The organism is Micromonospora polyrhachis (genome assembly GCF_014203835.1).
Lineage (GTDB): Bacteria > Actinomycetota > Actinomycetes > Mycobacteriales > Micromonosporaceae > Micromonospora_H > Micromonospora_H polyrhachis.
On sequence record NZ_JACHJW010000001.1, the window covers coordinates 7,103,462 to 7,124,590 of the forward strand.

The 21,129-nt window shown below is 70.3% G+C and carries 10 protein-coding genes; 7 read left to right on the top strand and 3 right to left on the bottom strand.

Going from position 1 to position 21,129, the window contains the following annotated elements; all coding sequences use genetic code 11:
• Position 1: 1 nt before the first annotated feature.
• The 6 genes from FHR38_RS31265 to FHR38_RS31290 all read left to right on the top strand — a co-directional run bounded on the left by FHR38_RS31265 (position 2) and on the right by FHR38_RS31290 (position 16,912).
• Positions 2-4,216 (top strand): non-ribosomal peptide synthetase, encoded by a 4,215-nt coding sequence (locus FHR38_RS31265; protein WP_184538955.1) that lies wholly within the window; start codon positions 2-4, stop codon positions 4,214-4,216.
• Positions 4,216-13,374 carry a non-ribosomal peptide synthetase gene (locus FHR38_RS31270; RefSeq protein ID WP_184538957.1) on the top strand — a complete coding sequence of 3,053 codons (9,159 nt, stop codon included), beginning with the start codon at positions 4,216-4,218 and terminating at the stop codon, positions 13,372-13,374. Before FHR38_RS31265 ends, FHR38_RS31270 begins: the two co-directional genes overlap by 1 nt.
• Before the next feature lie 144 nt (positions 13,375-13,518).
• Positions 13,519-14,289 carry a thioesterase II family protein gene (locus FHR38_RS31275; protein ID WP_184538959.1) on the top strand — a complete coding sequence of 257 codons (771 nt, stop codon included), beginning with the start codon at positions 13,519-13,521 and terminating at the stop codon, positions 14,287-14,289.
• Positions 14,286-15,353 (top strand): GSCFA domain-containing protein, encoded by a 1,068-nt coding sequence (locus FHR38_RS31280; RefSeq protein WP_184538961.1) that lies wholly within the window; start codon positions 14,286-14,288, stop codon positions 15,351-15,353. Before FHR38_RS31275 ends, FHR38_RS31280 begins: the two co-directional genes overlap by 4 nt.
• The gene (locus tag FHR38_RS31285) at positions 15,316-16,011 is read left to right on the top strand and encodes a hypothetical protein (RefSeq protein WP_184538963.1); all 696 of its coding nucleotides are present in this window, start codon (positions 15,316-15,318) and stop codon (positions 16,009-16,011) included. The genes FHR38_RS31280 and FHR38_RS31285 overlap by 38 nt, the downstream gene beginning before the upstream one ends.
• 25 nt (positions 16,012-16,036) lie before the next feature.
• On the top strand, positions 16,037-16,912 hold the full coding sequence (locus tag FHR38_RS31290; protein WP_184538965.1) for a TauD/TfdA dioxygenase family protein: 876 nt from the start codon (positions 16,037-16,039) through the stop codon (positions 16,910-16,912).
• Positions 16,913-16,922: 10 nt separating this feature from the next.
• On the opposite strand, the gene FHR38_RS31295 is transcribed toward FHR38_RS31290, so the two are convergent.
• The gene (locus tag FHR38_RS31295; protein WP_246448057.1) at positions 16,923-18,011 is read right to left on the bottom strand and encodes an FAD-dependent oxidoreductase; all 1,089 of its coding nucleotides are present in this window, start codon (positions 18,009-18,011) and stop codon (positions 16,923-16,925) included.
• 124 nt (positions 18,012-18,135) lie between these two features.
• Complete coding sequence (locus tag FHR38_RS31300) at positions 18,136-19,290, bottom strand: alpha/beta hydrolase (RefSeq protein ID WP_184538969.1); 1,155 nt, start codon at positions 19,288-19,290, stop codon at positions 18,136-18,138.
• Between the two features lie 239 nt (positions 19,291-19,529).
• Between FHR38_RS31300 and FHR38_RS31305 the strand changes: the two genes are divergently transcribed.
• Positions 19,530-19,895 (top strand): hypothetical protein, encoded by a 366-nt coding sequence (locus tag FHR38_RS31305; RefSeq protein ID WP_184538971.1) that lies wholly within the window; start codon positions 19,530-19,532, stop codon positions 19,893-19,895.
• A 35-nt stretch (positions 19,896-19,930) separates the two neighbouring features.
• Here the strand turns inward: FHR38_RS31305 and FHR38_RS31310 are convergent, their stop codons facing one another.
• Entirely contained in the window at positions 19,931-20,881 is a 951-nt protein-coding gene (locus FHR38_RS31310) for a cation diffusion facilitator family transporter (RefSeq protein WP_184538972.1), read from the bottom strand.
• Positions 20,882-21,129 lie beyond the last annotated feature (248 nt).

A 21,129-nucleotide genomic window follows, 5' to 3' on the forward strand; every position in this document is an offset into this window, starting at 1 on the left:
GATGAACGCCTACGAGTTACTCGACACGCTCCACCGGCACTCCGTGCGGCTGGAGGTCAACGGTGACCGGCTGCGCGTCAAGGCGGCACGCGAGGTCCTCACGCCCGAACTGCTGGCCGAACTCAAGCTCCACAAGCAACAGTTGATCGCGATCCTGACCGGTTCGGACACCGACACGATCCCCCGCCGGAGCCGGCCGAGCGCGCCGGTGCCGCTGGCGTTCGCCCAGCGTCAACTGTGGTTCCTCGACCAACTCGCCCCGGGCAACCCGTTCTACAACAACCCGGTCGCATTCGATGTCGTGGGTGCCCTGGACGTGCCCGCGTTGGGCCGGGCCCTGACCGAGGTGGTCCGCCGGCACGAGGCGCTGCGCACCGTCTTCACCGACGTCGACGGTGAGCCCCGCCAGCTGGTACGCCCCGCCGGGCCGGTCGCCCTGCCGGTCACCGACCTCACCGCACTGCCCGGGTCGGAGCGGTTGCACCGGGCCGACGAGGCCGTAGCGGCCGACGCGCGTACCCCGTTCGACCTGGTCACCGGGCCGCTGCTGCGCAGCAGCCTGCTCCGGCTGGCCGAGGACGAACACCGCTGGCTGCTCAACGTGCACCACATGGTGGCCGACGGCTGGTCGATCGGCGTTCTGGTCGGTGAGGTCACCACGCTCTACCGGGCGTACGCGCGGGGTGATGCCAGTCCCCTGGCCGAACTGCCGGTGCAGTACCCCGACTACGCGCTGTGGCAGCGCCAGCATCTGTCCGGCGGCGAACTGGACCGGCAACTCGACTACTGGACCGATGCGCTGGCCGGCGCGCCCGCGCTGCTGGCCCTGCCGACCGACCGGCCCCGGCCGGCGGTGCAGCGGTATCACGGCGACTGCCACACCGTGATGGTGGACGCCGAGATGCTCCAGGGGCTGCGGGCGACCGGCCGGGCCAGCGACGCGACCCTGTTCATGACGCTCATGGCCACCCTGTCGGTGCTGCTGTGGCGCTACAGCGGTCAGGACGACGTCTGTGTCGGCACCCCGTTCGCCAACCGTAACCACCGGGCGGTGGAGGACCTGATCGGCCACTTCATCAACACCGTGGTCATCCGTAACCGACTGGACCCGGACCAGTCCTTCGCGGCGTTGCTGGGCGAGGTACGCCGGCGCCTGCTCGACGCGCACGCCCATCCGGACCTACCGTTCGAGCGCCTGGTGGAGGCACTCAAACCGGAACGGCACACCAGCTACTCACCCCTGTTCCAGGTGATGCTGGTCCTGCAGAACATTCCACGCGGTCGGATCCACCTGCCGGACCTCGAACTGCGGCCGCTGTCGAGCAGCACCGGCGCGGCCAAGTTCGACCTGTCCGTGGAGGTGATGGAACACGCCGACAGGTTGCACGTCACCTTCGAGTACGACACCGATCTCTTCGACCCCGCGACGATCACCCGGATGGCCGACCACTTCGTACGTCTCCTCGGGCAGGTGGCCGCCGACCCGTCGACGCCCGTGGGCGAGCTGCGCCTGCTCGGCCCGGCCGAACGGCAGCGCCAGGTGGTGGAGTGGAACGCCACCACGCGAGCACTCACCGCCCCGACGAACCTGGCCGAACGGATCGCGGCACAGGCCCGGCGGCATCCCGAGCGGCCTGCCGTGGTCTGCGCCGGTGCCCGGATCGACTACGCCACGCTGGACCGTCGAGCGAACCGGCTGGCGCAGGCGCTGACCGGCCGAGGCGTCCGTCCGGATCAGCTTGTTGGTGTGTACGCGCACCCCTCGGTGGAACTGGTCGTCGCCATCCTGGGCATCCTCAAGGCCGGGGCCGCCTATCTGCCACTGGACCCGGCCCTGCCGCCGCGACGGTTGGCCGGGATGGTCACCGACGCCGCACCAGCGCTGGTGCTGGGCGGCGGGGGTGTGACCCCCATCCGGTGCGACGGGGACAGCGCGATGATCGAGGTCGAGGAGGTGGTCCGGATCGAGGACGTCGCCTTGGTCGAGGACGTGACCCTGGTCGAGGACGTGACCCTGGTCGAGGACGTGACCCTGGTCGAGGACGTGACCCTGGTCGAGGACGTGACCCTGGTCGAGGCCGAGGGACGGCGCGACGACGCCCCCGACATCGTCCGGCACCCTGCCGACCTGGCCTACGTCATCTACACGTCGGGCTCGACGGGCCGCCCCAAGGGGGTCGCCGTCACCCACGGCAGCATCGTCAACCTGCTCGACCACTGGGTGGCCCAACTGGGTGCCGCCCCGGGTGAGGCGGCAGCGCTGTGGTCGAGCATCGGCTTCGACGTCTCGGTACAGGAGATCTTCCTGCCGCTGACCACCGGCGGCACGCTGCACCTCGTACCCGAGCCGGTGAGAGGCGATCCGACGGCGTTGATGAGCTGGCTGGGCGAACATCGGATCGTCCAGGCCTACCTACCGCCGGCCTTCATCCGATGGATCGACGAGGAGCCATCGACGCGGTTGGCCGGCCTGGCACTGCGGCAACTGCTGGTCGGGGTCGAACCGCTGCCCGAACAGGGCCTACACCGCATCCAGGAAGTCCTTCCCGGCCTGCGCGTCCTCAACGGGTACGGGCCGACGGAGACCGCCGTCTACAGCACCGCGTACCTCGATCCGCAGCCCCTGGCGCGACAGTGCCCGATCGGGCGGCCGGTGGCCAACACCCGCGTCCACCTGCTCGACGAGCGCCTCGAACCGGTGCCGATCGGCGTGACCGGGGAGATCTACATCGGTGGTGCCGGCGTGGCCCGGGGGTACCTCAATCGGCCGGGTCTGACCGCCGACCGGTTCCTCCCCGATCCGTTCCTGGCCGGCGAACGCGTCTACCGCACCGGTGACCTGGCGCGGTTCCTGCCCGGTGGGGACATCGAGTATCTCGGCCGCCGGGACAACCAGGTCAAGGTGCACGGGTTCCGCATCGAGCTGGGCGAGATCGAGGCGGCGCTGCTCGACCAGTCGGACGTACACGAAGCGGCGGTGCTGGTCGACCGGGACGGGGCCGACGAACCGCAGTTGGTCGCCGGGATCAGCCGGGGTGGTGCCGCGCCGATGCTGGCGAGCGAGTGGCGCGCGGCCCTGTCCCGCCGGCTGCCCGGTTACATGATCCCGGCTCGGTTCGTGGAACTGCCGCAGTTGCCCCGGACTTCCAACGGCAAGCTCGACCAGGCCGAGCTACTACGGCTGGCTCGCGCGAACGCCCCCTGGCAGGTCAACCTGGCCAGCCCGCGGGACCAGATCGAACTGACGCTCTACCAGATCTGGAAGCGGCTGCTGCTGGAGCCCAACATCGGCATCAGCGACCGGTTCTTCGACGTCGGCGGCACGTCGATCTCGGCGATCAAGCTGGCCCACGCCATCGGTGAGGCGTTCGGCGAGACCCTGCCGGTCCACGAGATCATGCTGCACCCGACGATCGAGGCGCTGGGCGGCCGGCTGCGCCGGGGCGCGTCGGGCAAGCCGCCGAGCAATCTGATCGAGTTCCGTCCGGGCGACGGTGGCGGCCGGGTGATCTGCGTCCATCCGGCCGGCGGCACCGCCTTCTGCTACCTGTCACTGGCGAAGGCGCTGCCGGAATCCGTCGGTGTCTACGGCATCCAGTCGCCGGGGGTGAACCCGGGCGAGGAGTTCCTGCCCACGGTGGAGGCCATGGCCGAGGCGTACCTGCGGCAGGTCGCGCCCCTGCTCGACGGGCCGGTCGTCCTCACCGGACTCTCCTACGGGGGTCTGGTGGCGTACGAGATGGGACGCCGGCTGGCGCTCGCCGGCCGGACCGGGTCGAGTGTGCTTCTGCTGGACACCCTCGGTACGGACGATCCGGCCCACCGGGCCGCGATCGATCCGGTGGACATGGCCGAGTTCCGGGACAAGCTGATCAAGTTCAACGGGATGTACCCGGGCATCGACGACCAGCAGATCGTCCAGTACCACCGGATCTACAACCACAACCGGTCGACCATGCGCGAATATCCGACCCTGCCGTCATCCGCCCGGCTGGTCCTGTTGCAGGCCACCGCCGGGCGAACCGGGGAGTTCCTGCGCGAGGTGCGCGGCTTCTGGCAGCGGCGCGGCGACGACTTCCGGCTGGAGTTAGTGCACTGCGACCACTGGGACATCCTGGAGAGCGCGGAGGTGCTGCGGGTGGCCACCCTGCTGCGGGACGAGTTGGATCGGATCCGGGGCGGTGGCCCGCTGACGCCGGTCGTACGGGAGGCGTGATGGCTGGCCTCGCCCACGCGGTGCTCGCGCAGATCCGTCGTACGCCCGAGGCGGTCGCGGTGGTCGACGGTGACCGACAGCTGAGCTACGCCGAGCTGGACGTCGCCAGCGCTGGGGTCGCCCGCTCCCTCCGGCAGCACGGGGTACGCCCCGGGCAGGCGGTCGCGGTCCGGCTGCCCCGCTCCTGGCAGCTGGTCTGTGCCATGTTCGGCCTCCTGCGGTTGGGGGCGACAGTGGTGCCGGTGGACCGGCAGAGCCCGCCCGAGCGTCAACGGCACATGCTGCGGGACTCGGCCGCGGTGGCGCTGGTCCACGGCCCGGAGGAGCCCGGTGACCTGCCCGACGGGGTCCGGGCGCTGCGGGTGGACGCACTGCTGGCCACGGCGGGCGAGTGGGTGTCGGCTCCGCCTGCCCGCTCCGGGAACCCCGCTGGACCCCAGGATGCCGTTGAACCCGAGGATGCCGCCGGCCCGGGGGACGACGGCGAACCTGCGCCGGACGGGTTCCTGTTCTACACCTCGGGGACCACCGGCCAGCCCAAGGGTGTGCAGGTACGCGACGAGGGGATTCTGCGGCTGGCCCGGGCGGGCTACATCGAGCTGACCGAAGCGGCTCGCTACGCCTGTCTGTCCAACCCGGCGTTCGACGCGCTGAGCTTCGAGGTCTGGGTGCCGCTGTCGACCGGCGGCTGCTGCGTGATCCTCGACGAGGAGACCGCCACCACCCCGCGTCTGCTGGCCGACGCGCTGCACCGCAATCTGATCGACACCGTGTTCATCACGGTGGCGCTGTTCAACGCCGTCGTCGACCAGGTGCCGGACTGCTTCGCCGGGGTCGGCCAGGTGCTGGTCGGTGGCGAGCAGCTCAACGCCCGGCTGATCCGGCGGTGGTACCGCGACAACGCGGCCAGCGACACCCGACTCTACAACGTGTACGGGCCCACCGAGGCGACCACCTTCGCGCTGTGCCACCCCATCCCCCGGGACTTCGCGGCGGAGGTGGTGCCGATCGGCCGGGTGCTGCCGGGCACCGAGGCGCTGCCGGTGGTCGACGGCGTCCGCCGCGCCGAGCCGGGCGAGGTGGCCGAGCTGTACCTCGGTGGCGAGGCGGTGGCGGCCGGCTACCGCGGCCTGCCCGAGGAGACCGCCGCCCGCTTCGTCCGGCTGCCCTGGTGGGATGGCTCCGCCGACCGCTACTACCGCACCGGCGACCTGGTCCGGGTCGACGCCACCGGCCGGTTCGAGTACGTCGGGCGGGTCGACCGGCAGGTCAAGGTCCGGGGCTTCCGGATCGAACCGGGCGAGGTGGAGCGGCAGATCGTCACCCACCCGGCGGTACGGCAGGCATACGTGCTCACCCGACCCGACCCGGTGCAGGGCACGAACGAGCTGCTGGCGTACCTGGTGGTCGACCCTGAGTTGTCCTTCGTGGACTTCGATCGGCATGTGGCCGCGACCCTGCCGGCGTACATGCGGCCGCACCGGGTGTACCGGGTCGAGACGCTGCCGCGCAACGCCAACGGCAAGGTGGACTCGGCGGCCCTGCTCGGGCGCGACGACCCGCCCTGGCGAGGTGCCGACGACGGATCCGGTTCAGCCGTCACCGATCGGCAGCGGGAGGTACTCGCGTTGGCCGGCGAGGTGTTGGGCGTGTCGGACCTGCGGCCGGGCGACCGGTGGCTCGCCAGCGGCGGGGACTCACTCAAGGCGCTGCGCCTGCGCTTCGAGATCCACCGGCGCTGGGGTGGCGAGGTACCGCAGCAGGTGGTCCTGCACGGTGACTTCGCCGCGCTGGCCGCCGCGATCGACGGGGCCCGTGGCACAACCGGATCGCCCTATCCGGTGCCGGCCGCCCCGGCCGGTGCCCGGTCGGCTCCGGCCACCTCCGAACAGCAGCGGCTGTGGCTGTTGCAGCAACGGTCACCGGGGTCCGGTGCCTACCACGTGGGGCTGGCCTTCACGCTGCGGGGCCGGGTCGACGCCGACGCGCTGCGGCGGGCACTGCGGAACGCGGTGGTCCGACATCCGGCGTTGCGCACCGCCTTCCGTACCGCCCCGGACGGGTTGCGACAGGTCGTGGCGGAGCCGTACGACCCGTGGATCGAGCCGCCGGCGGTCCCCGACGACGACTGGCGGGCCGAAGCCCGCACCCTGTTCGCCCGTCCGTTCGACCTGGGGCAGCCACGCATGCTGCGGGCCTACTGGCGGGCCCGGCACGACGGTGGGGTGCTGCTGTTGCACCTGCACCACATCGCGGTCGACGGCTGGTCACTCGACGTGCTGTTCCGTACGCTCTCGACCGACTACGCGGCAGCGCTGGCCGGAACCGCGAGCGTGGGTGACGACCCGATGGAGGCGGCCGGGGGTGACGACCCGGCGGCGGTCGCCACGCCGCTCGACTACGCCACCTGGCAGGCCGACTGGTTCAGCCAGCCCGCCTACCTGGCCCAACGCGCCGCACTACGGGCCCACTACGCGGACCTTGACCGGGTCGCGGCACCGCTACGGCCGGTCCGCGCCGACGGCGGGGACCACCTGTTCCACACCTCGATCGACACGGTACGTCGCAGCGCGCTCGACCGGCTCGGTGCCGAGTGGGGGTTGACCCGGTTCCAACTCCTGCTGGGGCTCTTCGGCTGGGCCGTCTACGGCGTGACCGGCCGGGCCCAGCCGCGGGTCGCCAGTCCGGTCGCGAACCGGCCGGTGCGGGCCTTCGAGCACACCGTCGGGATGTTCGCCAACACGGTGCTGCTGCCGTTGGCGCTGGCACCGCGCGAGGAGCTACGCACCCAACTGTTGCGGCAGGCCGATGGCCTACATGCGGTGCTGGACGCGCAGGACGTGGCGTTGGCGCACGTCGTCGACGACCACGACTTCGGCAGCGGTACGGCGTTGTTCGACTTCCTCTTCGTCCTCGACAACACCGACTTCTCCGCGTTGGTGCTGCCCGGCTGCGAGTCCCGACCGGTGTGGCTGCCCCCGACCGAGACCAAGTGCCCGCTCACCCTCTCCGTCGTCCCACACGAGGCCGGGTTCGACTGCCTGTGGGAATACTCCGGCGACCACTTCGACATCGATGACGTGGCCGCGCTGGCCGACCTGTTCCGGCAGGGGCTGGACGCGCTGGCCGACGGCGACAACATGACCCTGGCCGAGCTGGTCCGGTCGTACCGGGGCAGCCTGCCGGAGCCGGGCCGGGCAGATCCGGCCCCGTCGACCTACCCGACGGTGGCCGAGGGCTTCGCCCGGCAGGTACGCACCGACCCCACCGCCGTCGCGCTGGTCGCCGGTGACCGCCGGTTGAGCTACGCCGACCTCGACGGGTATGCCGCGACGCTCGCCGCCGAACTGGCGCAGCGCCACCCGGCCCCGGCCGAGGATGCCGCCGTCGCGCTGTACTTCGAGCCGTCGGTCGAGCACGTGGTGGCGATGCTGGCGCTGGCCCGACTGAACCTGACGATCGTGCCGTTGGACCGGACCTACCCACCGGTGCTGCTGCGCCAGATCCTGGAGCAGGTCGAGCCGCTGTGCGTGCTGCTGTCCCCCGGTGCCGAGACCGCCCTCGACCGGATCGACCAGGGCGCCTACCCTCGACACCCGGTCAGCTTGTCCCGGGGCGGCGGGTCAGTCACCCCGGCGTACGCCGGCCGGCCGCTCTACACGCTGTTCACCTCGGGCTCCACCGGCACACCGAAGGGTGTACGGGTCCACGACGCCCTGCTGTGCAACCTGCTGCAGTGGCAGAGTGGGCCCGGTGGTCTGCCGGGTCGGGCGGTCACCCTGCAGTTCTCCATGCTCTCCTTCGACGTCTCATTCCAGGAGATCTTCGGCACGCTCTGCGGCGGAGGCACGCTACACCTGCTCCGGCCAGGGTGGCGGCAGGACATGCCGGCGCTGCTGGACCAGCTGGACACCGCCGGCATCGAGCGGATCTTCATGCCGTACGTCGCGCTGCAACTGCTGGCGGAGCATGGTGTCCGCCTCGGTCGGCACCCATCCCGGCTGCGCGAGGTGGTCACCGCCGGCGAGCAGCTGGTCTGTACCGACAGCATCCGCCGCTGGTTCGCCGGGCTGCCCGGAGCACGCCTCTTCAACCACTACGGTCCGACCGAGACCCATGTGGTCAGCAGTCTCTGCCTCGACGGTGATCCGGCCACCTGGCCGGAGCGGCCCGCCATCGGCCGGCCGATCGCCAACGTCTCGCTTCGGGTCGTTGACGAGGCCGACGAGGTCGTACCGCCGGGCTGCCCCGGACAACTGCTGATCGGCGGGTCGCTGGTCGCCCCCTGCTACCTGGGCGATGCGGTGCTGAATCGGGACCGGTTCGTGGAACTGTCCGGAGTTGGTTGGTTCTTCCGCAGCGGTGACCAGGCCCGGTTCGACCGCGATGGTCTGCTGCACTACCTGGGTCGCGACGACCAGCAGGTCAAGGTCAGCGGACACCGGCTGGAGCTGGGCCAGGTCGAGGCGGCGATGCTGCGGCACCCGGCGATCGTCAACGCCGTGGTGGTCCGCGACGGCGAGCAGTTGGTCGCATGCCTGGAGTTCCGGGATGAGCCGCCGGCCGTGACCGAGCTGACCGACCATCTCGCCCGCCTCCTGCCCGCCTACGTTCGCGTCGACCGGTTCCGGTCCGTGGCCCAGTTGCCGCGTACCGCCAGTGGCAAACTGGACCGCCGCCGGGCACCGACCGCCCCGGGCGAGGAACTGCGTCCCCACCTCGGCGCGGCCGCGCCGGTCCGGTCACCGCTGGAGGCGCGGCTCTGCACACTGTTCGAGGCAGCGGTCGGAGTGCCCATCGAGCCGGAGCAACGCTTCTTCGACAACGGCGTGGGAAGTCTCGGGTTGATGCGCTTCCACCTGCGTTGTGTCGCCGAAGGGCTGTCACTGACCATTCCCGACCTCTTTGAGCACGTCACCATCCGGCACCTGGCCCGCTTCCTGGCGGGCGCGGTGGCACCGGACGAGCCGGTCCCGGTCGCCCAGGTCACCACCGACGAGCCGATCGCCATCGTCGGCATGGCCGTGCGGCTGCCCGGTGCGAACGACCTGGCCGCCTTCTGGACGATGGTGGAGGCCGGCGAGCGAGGCATCGAGCACTTCGCCGCCGCCGACGGACTGGTCGGTGCCCGCAGTCATCTGGGCGGGCCGCTCGCCTTCGACCCCGAGCACTTCGGTATCAGCCGCTCCGACGCACGGCTGATGGATCCGCAGCAGCGCCACCTGCTGATGAGTTGTGTCGAGGCGCTGGCGCACGCCGGCATCGCCGACCCCGGTGGGCAACGGGTCGGCCTGCTCGCCAGTTGCGGGGAGAACACCTACTTCCAGGCGATGCTGCGGGAGGCTGACCCGGCCAGACTGCCGGACTCCTTCCAGTTGGCGTTACACCACGACAAGGACTTCCTCGCCACGAAGGTGGCCTACCACCTGGGGCTGTCCGGGCCCGCCTTCACCGTCCAGGCGGCCTGCGCGAGTTCGCTGGTGGCGGTCCACGTCGCCGCCGGGTTGCTGCGTCAGGGCGAAAGCGACGTGATGCTGGTCGGCGGGGTCCTGGTGGACACCTCGCTGAGCGACGGCTACCGCTACCGGCCGCAGCACATCTTCTCCCGGGACGGGCACTGCCGGCCGTTCAGCGACGATGCCAGCGGCACCATCGGGGCCAGCGGTGTCGGTGTGGTGGTGCTGAAGCCCCTGCGGCTGGCCCGGCGGGACGGCGACACCATCTACGCCGTGATCACCGGGTCGGGGGTCAACAACGACGGGGCGGAGAAGATCGGCTACTCGGCCCCATCGGTCGCCGGCCAGCGGGAGGTGATCAGCGCCGCGCTACGCCGCAGCGGACACCCGGCCACCGACCTGGCCTACGTCGAGGCGCACGGCACCGGCACCGAACTGGGCGACCCGGTGGAGGTGGCCGCGCTGCGCCAGGCGTTCGACCTGGCCGAGTCCGGTCGTTGCGCCTTGACGTCGGTGAAGAGCCAGATCGGCCACCTCGGTGCGGCGGCCGGGGTGGCCGGCCTGATCCGCGCCGCCATGTCCATACACCACGGGCTGATTCCGCCCAACATCGACTTCCGCCGACTCAACCCACGGCTCGGCCCCGATCCGACGCCCTTCTATGTACCTACCAAGGCTCGGCCCTGGCCCGCTGGGCGACCGAGGGTCGCGGCGGTGAGCAGCTTCGGCATCGGCGGCACCAACGCCCATCTGATCCTCGACGGGGCCGAACCGGCAGACACCGGGCCGACCAGCTCGCCGCCGCCGGTCGTACCCGTGGTGCTGCTCGCCAGCAGCAGCGCGGCCGGGCTGCGTACCGACGCCAGCCGACTCGCCGACTACCTGGCGGCCCGGCCCGAGACCTACCGTCAGGTGCTGCGGCACCTACAGGCCGGTCGCCCGCCCCGCCGCTGGCGGGCGGCTGCGGCGTGTGCCGAGGTGGACGATGCCGTCTCCTGGCTACGCGCCGCCACCGCCGTCGAGATCGCTCCGATCGAGGTGGAGGACCTGCCGGGGACCCTGCCAGCGACGGAGCTGGCCGCCGGCTGGCTCGCCGGTCGGGCCATCCGGTGGCCCGCCGGGCCGGCGCAGGCCCCGTGGGACCTGCCACCACCGGCCTTCGCACTGGCGGAGTTCGACTTCGTCCGCGCCGCGCCGCCGGCCGAGCCTGGGACACGGGCGGTCGAGCAGCGGTGGCCGGTGCGCCTGCCCGAGGGCGAATGGCTGCACCAGCCGCACTGGCTGCGCTGGCGGTACGCCGATGACCGGGTCGGTGCACGTCGACCGACGATGCTCGTAGTGCTGACGACCGAGCCGCTGCCGCCAGCCGCGCGACACACGTTCGAGGCGGTGTACGACCGGGTGGTGGCCGTCACCGCCGTCGACCGGTACGTCCGGCTGGGGCGGGACGACTACCAGGTCGACCCGACCGATGCCGGGTCGCTGCGCCAACTGCTCGACGCACTCGGCGACGGTGACGTCGACTGGTTGCACGCGCTACCCCTGGCCGTGGACGGACCGGTCGACAGCCAGGCGCTGGCCCACGCCTACCGGGCCTGTGTCGACACACCGGCCGCGCTCCTGGCGGCGGTGTCCGGCCTGCCCCGCCGGCCGCGAATCCGAGTCTGGTGGCTGTCCCACCAGGCTCAACCCGTCGCCGACGGGGTGCGCCGACCGGAGCTGGGCCTGCTGGCCGGCGCGTGCGAAGTAGTTCCTCAGGAATCGGCCCTCGAAAGCCACTGGTTGGATCTGCCGAGTGCCCAGTTGGCCCGGTGGGCACCGGCGGTGTCGACGCTCGTGGCGGACGCGCGAGCAGGGCAGGCGACGGAGGGGGCACCGCCCCGGCGGCTCGCGCTCCGCGAGAACTACTGGTGGGAGCAGGCGCTGCTGCCGGTGCGCCCACCGGCCGTGGCGACGGCGCCCCTGCTGCCGGCCGGACCGGCCGGTTACCTGGTCCTCGGGGGCACTGGCGGCATCGGGCAGAGCATCGCGGCCTGGTTGCTGGCGCAGGGCGACTGCCGGGTGATCCTGCTCGCGCGGCGGGGGCGTCTACCGGCCGTACTGGCTCCCTGGGGCGACCGCGTCGAGATCGTCGAGGCGGACCTGGCCGAGATCACACCCGACGCGCTACTGACCCGTCTCGACGCGTACACCGGGCGGATCGACGGGATCGTGCATGCCGCCGGGGTCGGGGCCGGCGGATTGACCGCCCGGCGGGACGCGACCACGATGCGGTCCGCCACCGCAGGCAAGATTCGCGGCGCCCTGCTCGTGGAACACCTGGTGGAGCGCTACCAGCCGGCGTTCGTCGTCTACTGCGCGTCGCTGGCCGCGCAGTTCGGCGGGATCGGTCAGCTCGACTACGCCGCCGCCAACGGGCTGCTGGACGGCTTCGCCCAGCACGGTACGACGGCGACCCGGGTCACCCAGCGAATCGTCATCGACTGGGATATCTGGCACGAGGTGGGCATGGCCCGGGAGGCCCTGACCAGCGACGCCCGGCACCGGGCACACCTGGCGGTTGGCCTGTCCGTGGCCGAGGGGCAGCGGATGTTCGCACAGGCCCTACGGCTGCGGCTGCCGCACCTGCTGGTGTGCACCACCGCTCCAGACCGGGCACGAGACTTCTACGCGCCGCCGGTAACACCGCAGGTCGAACCGCAGCTCGAAACACCGGCGGTGGCGGCGGCGGCGGGGACAGGCTCAGCCGTCGACCAGTTGACCGGCTGGCTGGGTCACTGGTTGGAGGTCGACCGGATCGACCCGGACACGTCCCTCTACGACCTGGGTGCCGACTCCCTGGTGTTACTGAACCTGCTCGACGAGGTGAGGGAGCGCTTCGACGTCAACCTCGCGCTGTCCCAGCTGAGCCACCGGGTGAGCCTGGCCGAGGTGCTGCGCCTCCTCCACGAGGCGGTCCCACCCACCCCGGACATCGTGCCGCTGGAGATCTGGCAGCCGGGCGATGGGCACTCGCTGCTCTGTCTGGTCCATCCCGTCGGCGGCGACATCCAGCCGTACCGGGCACTGGTGTCGGCGCTCGATCCGGCGTTCACCGTGTGCCTCATCGCCGATCCCGCGTTGACCCGTCCCGACCATCCAACCTGGTCCCTGCCGGGACGAGCGAGGCACTATCTCGCCGCGCTACGGGACCGCTTTCCTCCGGATCAGTGGCGGTGGCGGCTCGCTGGCTGGTCCTTCGGCGCCTGGGTAGCGCTCGCCATGGCGGCAGAGGCGGAACAGGCCGGTCGACCGGTGCGGGACCTCTACCTGATCGACCCGCCACCACCGGATGCCGGGCCGGGCTTTCAGGCGTACGACGACGAGCGGCTCGAAGCGCTCTTCGCCCACGAGCTGGGAGCAGCCGGCGGTACGGCAAAGGCGTACACGGACGCGCTGGCCCGTTGCTGCCGGGCCAACCTGGCGAGTATGGCGCAGTACACGCTGCCGCGACTGGCCGACACCCCCAGTCGACTGTGGTTGGCGGACCGGCCGACGCAGGGTCTACCGACGCTCGGTTCGCCCCAGACGCAGGCCCGGCAGTGGCAGGTGCGGCTACCCGGGCTGGCGGCGTGGCATCGCGTCGACACCACGCACTACGGCATCGTCGCGCCGCCACACGCCCGAACCCTGGCCGAGATGATCAACAAGGCGGTGCAATGACCGAGCGAAGCGAGGGAATCAGCCAACGCAGAACCATGTCATGCGACCGCCGACCAACGGAAGGTGACGCATGACCGAGCGAAGCGAGGAAGTCAGCCAACGCAGAACCATGTCATGCGACCACCGACCAACGGAAGGTGACGCATGACCGAGCGAAGCGAGGGAATCAGCCCATGGTTCTGTGGCACGACCCGCGTGGACGCGTCGACGCGACTGTTCTGCTTCCCGTACGCGGGCGGTAACGCCGCCGCCTTCCTGCCCTGGCAGCCGCTGCTCGGCCCGGACGTGGAGCTATGGGTGGCCCAGTTGCCCGGGCGGGGCACCCGGCTGTTCGAGACACCCCTGCCCGACCTGGACGAACTCGTAGCACGGTTGGCCGATGTGGTCGGCGAGCACACCGACCGTCCGTACGTCCTCTTCGGCCACAGCCTCGGCGCGCTCGTGGCGTTCGAGGTGGCGCGGGCCCTGCGTCGCGCCGGCCTGCCGCCGCCGTGCGGCCTGTGGGTCGCCGGGGCCGAGGGACCGCAGACGCGCGTCATCGACCAGCGGTTGCACAATCTGCCCGACGCGGAGCTGGTCAACGCGCTGCGCGACTACGGTGGCACCTCGACCGAACTGCTGGACGACCCGGAGATGATGGCGTTGCTGTTACCCGGGCTGCGGGCCGACCTGGCGGTGGACGAGTGCTACGACTACCGGACGGAACCGCGGCTGGAGCTGCCCATCCACCTGCTGCTCGGTAGCCGGGACCCGCACGTGGACCGAGAACGTGCGGAGGGCTGGTCGAGGGAGAGCAACCAGCGGATCCACCGGCATGTCTTCCCCGGCGAGCACTTCTTCCTCTTTCCCCATCAGGCCACCATCACCGCGCTGTTGGCGACCGCACTGGCCACCAACTCGATGACGTCGCGATGAACCCGTACCAGTCGCTGCCGGCGCGGTCGTTCTGGCGGTCCGCAGTGGCCGAGCCGGAGATGCCGAACATCGCTGACGTGTGGACGTCGAAGTTCGAGATCGGCCCGGACGACCCGATCCTCACCGCCGGTTCCTGCTTCGCCCGGCACATTGGTCCCGCCCTACTCGACCAGGGGATGGACTGGCGGGAGGTCGAGTTGCCCCCGCCCGGACTGACCGAGGCCGAGCGGCAGGCGCGTCACTACGGTCTGTTCTCCTTCCGTACCGGCAACATCTACACCGCCGCCGCCCTGCGGCAGTGGCTTTCCTGGGCGTCGAGCGAAACGACGCCCACCGACGAGATCTGGTGCGAGGACGGCCGCTTCTTCGACCCCTGCCGGCCGTCGGTGGAACCGGACGGATACGGCTCGGCCGAGGCGGCCCTGGCCGCGCGCCGGATCACCCTGACGGCGATCCGGGACGCGGTCGCCGGAGCCGGCTGTCTCATCTTCACCCTCGGTCTGACCGAGGCCTGGCAGGACCGGATCACCGGTGTCGTCCATCCGGTCTGCCCCGGTACGCCGCGCGGCGTCTTCGACGCCGGACGGCATGTCTTTCGCAACTTCACCGTCGCCGACGTGCACCGGGACCTGTCCGCCGCCGTCGCGCTGGCCCGCGCCGCCAACCCACGGCTGAACGTCCTGCTGACCGTGTCACCGGTGCCGCTGACCGCGACGGCGACCGGGGAACACGCGTTGGTCGCCAGCACCTACTCCAAGTCGGTCCTGCGGGCCGCAGCGGGACAACTGGCGCAGGAAGACGACCAGGTCGACTACTTCCCGTCGTACGAGCTGATCACGGGTTCCCCGTTCCGGGGCGTCTTCTTCGAACCGAACCTGCGCACCGTGTCGCCGGATGGGGTCGCCTTCGTCATGCGCCACTTCTTCCACGGAATCGCGCAATACGCCGTCGGGGCGGGGTCGAGCCGGCCAACCGGAAGCGGTTCCGTCCAGATCGACGGCACCAGTGACGGAGGTGACCTGTTCTGTGACGACGCCGTCCTCGACTACTACCGCGCCGGCTAGGTTCCTGCTGCTGGGTGACTCGCACGCCGGGCCGATCGGCCGGGCGGCCGCAGCGGCCGGGGTGCCCTTCGTCGGTGGCCCGATCGGCTCGGGGCGGGACTTCAACGCCGACTTCTTCGACGTACGCGACGATCGGCTGGTGTTCCGCGACGCTCGGGCGGACGGACTCTACCGCGGTTTCCTCGCTGATCTGGCCGTGGGCGACATCGGCGAACTGGCGGTCCCGCTGGTGTGCACCTTCGGCCTCAGCGCCCACTTCTTCGCCACCACCCAGAACTGGCACCTCTACCGTTGCGGCGACGGTTCTTTTCCGGCCGGATTCCTGGCGAGCCGGCTGTTCGACGACATCGTCCGGGCCATGGCCCGGGACGCCCTGGCGTTCTATCGTCACGCCCTCGGCCTCGGGCTACGGGTGCTGGCGGTGCTGCCACCGCAGCGGGTACCGGGCATGTCCGACCCGTTGGTCTTTCAGGCAGCCCAGGAGACCATCCGCCGTGCGCTGGTCGTATCCGGTGTGGAGATCGTCGATCTGCGTGCCCGGGTGACCGACGAGACCGGGCAGCAACGTGCCGCGTTCTGCGCGGCCGACGACCCGATTCACGGCAACCTCGCCTTCGGCCGCCTGATCGTGGCCGACCTGCTGAACCAGGGCCTATGACACGCGACCCACAGGAAGGAACGAGATGGAAGAGCACGTACTGGCCGCCATCGAGCGGTTGACGACCCGGCCGCAGGAGCACTACGACACGTTCACCGCCCGGCCACTCTCCCCGGTCATCGGGGTGGAGATCGCCGGTATCGACCTCTCCGCCGAGCTGACCGACAAACAGTTGGCCGAGGTCAAACAGGCCTTCCTCGCCCACCATGTGCTGGTCTTCCGGGACCAGGTGCTGTCGCCCGAGGACCACAAGCGGTTCGCCAGCCACTTCGGCGAGTTGCGGCTGCAACCGCTGGCCGATGTCGACGGCGGAGATCCGGCCATCCTGGAGATCAGTGCTGGCAAGGACTCTCGGTTCGTGGCCGGTGAGGACTGGCACACCGACGGCAGTGCCGACGCGGAGCCCTCCCTGGGCTCGATGCTCTATGTGACCCGGACCCCGGAGATCGGTAGCGGCGGCGACACCCTGTGGGCCAACATGCACCTGGCGTACGAGATGTTATCTCCGTCGATGCGTGCCTTCCTGGACGGGCTGACGGCTGTCCACGACGGCCTCATCCCGTGGCAGGGCTACACCCCGCCGCCGGAGTACGTCGTACCCAAGAATGAACACCCGGTGGTCGTACGTCACCCCGATACCGGCCGCAAACTGCTCTTCGTCAACGCCGGTTTCACCTCGCACATCGTGCAGTTGTCGTCCCGGGAGAGCCGGGCACTGCTCGACCTGCTCTTCGCCCTGGTCGCCCACCAGCCCATCCTGAGCTGCCGGGTCCGCTGGACGCCGAACACGTTGGTGTTCTGGGATAACCGCTGCACCCAGCACCACGCGGTGTGGGACTACTACCCGCACTCACGTTACGGGCAGCGGGTCACCATCAACGGCACCCGGCCGGTGGCGTAGTCGGCCGCCGTCAGCTCTGCTCCGGGGCCACGATCTGCTCGGTGTAGGCCCACTCCGTCTCGAGTGCCGCGTCCCGTTCGTCGGTCAGACCGGTAAGGTCCACGTCCGTGACGCGGCCGACGGCGGCGATCCGGTCGCGCAGGATCCGGGTGGTGACCAGCGCGGCTCGGGTGCCCTGGGCGGTCACCGGGTCCAGGTGGTATCCGACGTCACCGACCAGGCACCAGCCGGGGCCGCTCATCGGCCGGCGCAGCATCCGCAGTCGGCCGGCACCGCCGACCGAGGTTGTCCGGCGTCCCCCCGCGACCGCCGGGCCCAGGTACGGATCGTCGCGCACCATCCGGTCGTACGACCGCACCGGGTGCTGGCCGGATTCGTCGATCAGGCTCTGGTGCCGGTCCAGGGCGATGCACCACTGCTTGTCGCCGCACGGCGTCGAGATGAGGACGCTACGGTCCTGCAACGAAAAGTAGGAACGGTCGGTCGGCAGCGGCAGGTTCTCGTAGTAGGCGAGCAGCGCGAACCAGGGTGACTCGACGACCCGGTACGCCTTTGCGCCGACCCGGCCCGCGTTGCGGGAAAGGCGCCCGTCGGCGAGCACCAGCAGGTCGCAGGTGATCTTGTGGTCGGTGCCGGCATGACGGACGGTCACCCCGCCCGCCCGACCTTCCGCGTCGAAGGCGATGTCACGCACCTGCGCCGGCCGTAGCACGTCGACATTCTCCCGGCTGCACGCTGCGGCGAGCAGCGCCGGATCCAGCACCTCGCGGGAGACACTCATCCGGTAGGAGTGTTCGTCCTCGCACGGATACTCGCGCTCGACGACCTCGTCCCCGACCCGATAGGTGTCGCCGTAGGTGCGGGGCGCACCGCAGGCCAGGACCGTGTCCAGTAGGCCGAGTTCGGCCCAGGCCAGGTTGCCGGAGCGGTCCCAGGTGGACTGTTGCGGCCAGAAGGTGGTGGCGCGCGACGCGTCCACAACGAGGATCCGTTCCGCGTAGGGGGCGAGTGCCCAGGCGGTGGAGGCGCCCGCGATCCGACCGCCGACCACGACGACTTCCCAGTGACCGGCAATCATGGTGCCACCGGTCTGGCGCATCGGCACCTGGCAGAGCATCGACTGTCATGGCTGGACACGGTGCAGTGTCCCATCCCAGGTCGTCGGAGTGAAGGGGTCTGGCACGGTTTCCGGCAACGGTGCCAGACGGTGGTGTGACCTCCGCTCAGCTGGTGTAGTGGCAGGCGATCGGGGTGCCGTAGACAAGGTTCAGGAAGTCGGTGAGGTCACGCTGCCAGTACTCCCAGCTGTGCGTACCGTCCCCGACGCACCAGTGGAACGCGACCTGCCGGGCGGTCAGCTGGGCTCGGAACTGGTTGTTGTAGGCGTAGATATCTGTCTCACCGCCTTGCTGACCGCCGGAGTAGAGCGCAATTCGCCCCTGGTAGGCCGCGTATCGGGCGGCCATGTCGTACGGGTTGACGTGGGGCCAGTTCGTCGGGGAGCCGAATACAGCCTGGAACCGGTAGTCCTCCTGGCGCTGCTCGTCCTGCACGGGCCAGCCGTTCTCGTAGAGGTTCACCCGGGTCGCCAGATCCAGGAAGTTGACCTCCCGGATGGCCGCGCCGGACCACTGCATGTGCTGGCTGAAGGTGGCCGGGGCGTCGTGGGTGCCATCCGCGTACCGCATGTTGGTGGCCCCCGAGAAGCTACCCACGGCCGAGAAGAGGTCCGGGTGCCGACCGGCATACTTCAGGGCCCCGAAGCCGCCCATCGACAGGCCGGCGATGGACCGTCCGGTGCGGGTGGCATCGGTACGGAAGTTCGCGTCCACCCAGGGCAGCAGTTGCCGGATGTGGAAGGTCTCCCATTGTGGGCTGTGGCCGCCGTCTGCGTGACCGGTCCAGTCGGTGTAGTAGCCGGTGCTGCCGCCCTCGGGCATCACCACCAGGCCGGTGAAGGCAGCGACTCCGGTCACCAGTTCCTTGACGCCGTTGTTGGACCAGTCGTCCCACTTGCCGAGCCCACCGTGCAGGAGGTACAGCACCGGATAGCGGCGGGCCGCCGTCTGGTCGTAGTGGGCCGGCAACAGTATGCGGACCTGGATCTCCGGACGGCTGACGCCCGGATAGATCGCTTCGGTACGCAGCTTCAGGTTGACCAGTCGGCGCTTGTCGAGCGGCACGGTGGGATCGACGTCGCTCCAGCCGGTCACCGTGATGCCAAACGAGTGGGGATTGGGCAGGAGTGGCAGGGCCGGCGGCGCGTCGGCGGCTGAGACGGACACCGGCGGCCCGAGCGTCGCCACTGTGGTCGCCAGCACGACGAATGCCTGCGCCACCAGGCGCCGGCCAGCCGTCCACTTGATTCTGATCCGCACGTCGCCCCCCAACAGTCGGCAGCAATCTCGGCTCACCCTATGGAAACGCCGCAGGTACGACATCCAGCAGCAGGTTGATTCGCCAACCACACCATTACCGCCCTGGTTGTACGCATCGCCGGCCTTCGCGTCATGGCGGTCCGGACATATCTGCATCCCCTTTCCGACGTTGACAGCTCCGAATCGGTCTCGTCATTCCACACCGTTCGATCCAGGAGGAGTCAGGCCCGAGCCGTCGGGTGGCGCTCGGGCAGGCCCTGCACCGGGTCGCCGCCGAGCTTCAGGCCGATGAGATCGTCACCGAGTCCCAGGCCGATCCGGCGATTCCGGCTGTCTCTTCCGCCGACCTCTGGGCGGCGCTGGCGCGGCTGCACACCGACTGGTGCATCGGATGGACGCTGGAGGCACCGGCCGACGACCTGCGGGCGGCCGAGCCGAGGCGGGCCATCGACCGGTTGGTGCGTCAGGTCGGAAGTTCCACGACTCCCGGCTCACCATTGCCGGCCCCGGGCAGATGTGGCTCACCGACCGGTCGGCGGTACGTTGCCGAGCTACGTTTCGTCGCCGTGTCTGTGCCCGAGATCGACACCGTGGAACGCTCGTGATCCGAGGTGGACCCTCGCGTCCGCCGGCTTCCTGGCTACTGGGTGGGCGTGGGCGACCCCACGCTCGACGATGCGGGTCGACGGTAGATGTCGGGTTCGAGGTAGACGATCGAGGTGATCGGCAGCGCTTGGCGCAGGCGAGCCTCGGCGTCGTCGATGACGGCGGCGATGTCGGCACCACTCTGCTGGGCGTCGATCGCGATCTTCCCGGCGACCAGGAGTTCGTCCGGCCCGAGGTGCAGGGTGCGCAGGTGGATGACCCGGCCCACTCCCGGGGTGGCCAGCAGCGCGCTGTGGATCGCGGTGACCTCCTCGGGCAGCGCCGACTCACCGATGAGCAGGCTCTTGATCTCGATGGCGAGGACGACCGCGATGGTGACCAGCAGGACACCGATGCACAGGGTGCCGATGCCATCGAAGATCGCGTTTCCGGTGAGGACGCTGAGGCCCACGCCGGCGAGGGCGAAGACGAGGCCGAGCAGGGCACCCGCGTCCTCGAGGAGGATCACCGGCAGTTCGGGGGAACGGGCGTGGCGGATGAAGGAGACCCAGCCACGATCACCGCGGATCTTGTTCGCCTCCTGGACGGCGGTCCGCAGCGCGTAGCTCTCCAGGCCGATCGCGATCAGCAGAACGACGACGGCGATCAGCGGCGAGGTCAGCTCGTGCGGATCGCTGATCTTGTGGTAACCCTCGTACAGCGCGTAGAGACCGCCGATGGTGAAGAGGATGATCGCGACGATGAACGCGTAGATGTAGCGTTCGCGGGCATAGCCGAACGGGTGCAGGGCGGAGGGGGCGCGGCGGGCCCGTTTGCCGCCTACGAGCAGCAGAGCCTGATTGGTCGAGTCCGCGACCGAGTGCACACCTTCGGCGAGCATCGATGCCGACCCGGTGATACCGGCGGCGACGAACTTGCTGATCGCGATGCCCAGATTGGCGATCAGGGCGGTCAGCACGGCCTTGGTACTACCCTCAGCGGCCATCGGTCGGTTGCCTCTCCTTGGTCCTACAACTGGTGGTCGCTGTGCCCGCCCCGGTCCACCTGCGGCTCCGCTGGTAGGCAGCGGTCCGCGCTGGTGGACGGGATCGTTCCGCCGATCCCCGGGGTGGATCCGGTAGGCGGCGGCGAGCGGGGTCCGTACGGCTACCGCCCCCACCGCTTGGGACCGATCGACCGCGTCGTGCTCCGTTTCCGTGGCCCGCCGACAAATCCATCGTGGAGCGCTGCAGC

Excerpts from the sequence above, each read along its gene's own strand:
- FHR38_RS31295 (WP_246448057.1), bottom strand. The coding sequence starts at position 18,011 with ATGCGCCAGACCGGTGGCACCATGATTGCCGGTCACTGGGAAGTCGTC.
- FHR38_RS31275 (WP_184538959.1), top strand. The coding sequence starts at position 13,519 with ATGACCGAGCGAAGCGAGGGAATCAGCCCATGGTTCTGTGGCACGACC.
- FHR38_RS31280 (WP_184538961.1), top strand. The coding sequence starts at position 14,286 with ATGAACCCGTACCAGTCGCTGCCGGCGCGGTCGTTCTGGCGGTCCGCA.
- FHR38_RS31265 (WP_184538955.1), top strand. The coding sequence starts at position 2 with ATGAACGCCTACGAGTTACTCGACACGCTCCACCGGCACTCCGTGCGG.
- FHR38_RS31310 (WP_184538972.1), bottom strand. The coding sequence starts at position 20,881 with ATGGCCGCTGAGGGTAGTACCAAGGCCGTGCTGACCGCCCTGATCGCC.
- FHR38_RS31270 (WP_184538957.1), top strand. The coding sequence starts at position 4,216 with ATGGCTGGCCTCGCCCACGCGGTGCTCGCGCAGATCCGTCGTACGCCC.
- FHR38_RS31290 (WP_184538965.1), top strand. The coding sequence starts at position 16,037 with ATGGAAGAGCACGTACTGGCCGCCATCGAGCGGTTGACGACCCGGCCG.